Annotated in this window: 1 protein-coding gene; it reads left to right on the plus strand. The window is 45.2% G+C overall.

The window, feature by feature from the left end; genetic code table 11:
• A partial coding sequence (locus VXQ92_RS19295) for a carbon starvation CstA family protein (RefSeq protein ID WP_416682887.1) occupies positions 1–1,207 on the plus strand: 1,207 nt, incomplete at both ends.

A 1,207-nucleotide genomic window follows, 5' to 3' on the forward strand; every position in this document is an offset into this window, starting at 1 on the left:
GGTGCTATTTCTTTCGGGATGCTGGCGCTAAGTCGTGGTGAACATGTTAATGCAGTATGGTTGGTACTGGCAGCTGCATGTGTGTATAGCATCGCATATCGATTTTATAGTCTATTTATTGCAACTAAAGTATTTGAATTAAACCCGAGACGGTTAACTCCTGCGCATCGTTTAGCCGATGGCTTAGACTATGTGCCAACAAATAAGTATGTACTGTTTGGACACCACTTTGCCGCGATTGCCGGCGCAGGGCCATTAGTCGGGCCGATTTTGGCTGCACAAATGGGCTTTTTACCGGGCACCATCTGGTTATTGGTTGGTGTGGTTTTGGCGGGTGCGGTACAAGACTTTCTAGTTTTATTTATATCAACACGCCGTGATGGCCGTTCACTGGGTGAAATGGCAAAGCAGGAGCTTGGTCCTTTTGCCGGTATTGTGGTTATGTTGGGCGCACTTGGGGTAATGATTATTATCCTTGCGGTATTGGCTTTAGTTGTTGTGAAAGCACTTGCACATAGTCCGTGGGGTGTCTTTAGTATCGCAGCTACTATTCCAATTGCATTGTTCATGGGCGTTTACATGCGCTTTATTCGTCCGGGACGTATTGCAGAAGTTTCAATTATTGGCTTCGTTTTAATGATGCTGGCAATTGTGTATGGTGGACATGTTGCCGCAGATCCATATTGGGGTGAGTTCTTCACTTTAACTGGAACACAGCTCACTTGGTGTCTCATCATTTATGGTTTTATCGCATCGGTACTACCAGTTTGGTTGCTATTAGCACCACGTGATTATTTATCTACTTTCCTTAAAATCGGGGTTATTCTTGGTTTGGCAGTCGGTATTGTGATTGCATTGCCTGACCTTAAAATGCCTGCTGTTACCCATTTTATTGATGGTACAGGTCCGGTTTTCTCAGGTAGCTTATTCCCGTTCTTATTTATTACCATTGCCTGTGGTGCCATTTCTGGTTTCCATGCGCTGGTATCGAGTGGTACGACACCAAAACTTGTTGATAACGAAGTTAATATCCGCATGATCGGTTACGGCGGTATGCTTATGGAGTCTTTTGTCGGGATCATGGCGATGATCTGTGCGACAGTATTAGACCCAGGTGTGTACTTCGCGATTAATGCGCCAGCAGCAGTGCTCGGTACAACCGTAGAATCTGCGGCGGAAGCTGTACGTAATTTAGGCTTTGTTGTTA

The organism is Acinetobacter sp. 228, assembly GCF_048147885.1.